General features: G+C 46.7%; 1 tRNA gene and 1 rRNA gene. Both read left to right on the top strand.

The window, feature by feature from the left end:
* Positions 1–95, top strand: a 23S ribosomal RNA gene (locus Tmeso_RS16110); the annotation flags it as partial.
* A 34-nt stretch (positions 96–129) separates the two neighbouring features.
* Positions 130–204: transfer RNA gene (locus Tmeso_RS16115), tRNA-Glu, on the top strand.
* The last annotated feature ends 51 nt before the right edge of the window (positions 205–255 follow it).

Genomic DNA, 255 nt, shown 5'->3' on the forward strand with positions numbered 1-255 from the left:
AAGATCCCAGGAAGACTACCTGGTTGATAGGTTCAAGGTGTAAGCTCAGTAATGAGTTCAGCTGATGGATACTAATAGATCGAGGACTTAACCTAATTTAAATCTGATCAATTTTGAGAGTATTAACCTGGCCCCTTGGTCAAGCGGTTAAGACACCGCCCTTTCACGGCGGTAACAGGGGTTCGATTCCCCTAGGGGTCACCATTAATAATTGGGCTCATAGCTCAGCTGGGAGAGCACCTGCCTTACAAGCAG

This window comes from Tepidibacter mesophilus (assembly GCF_002724055.1).
GTDB lineage: Bacteria > Bacillota > Clostridia > Peptostreptococcales > Peptostreptococcaceae > Tepidibacter_A > Tepidibacter_A mesophilus.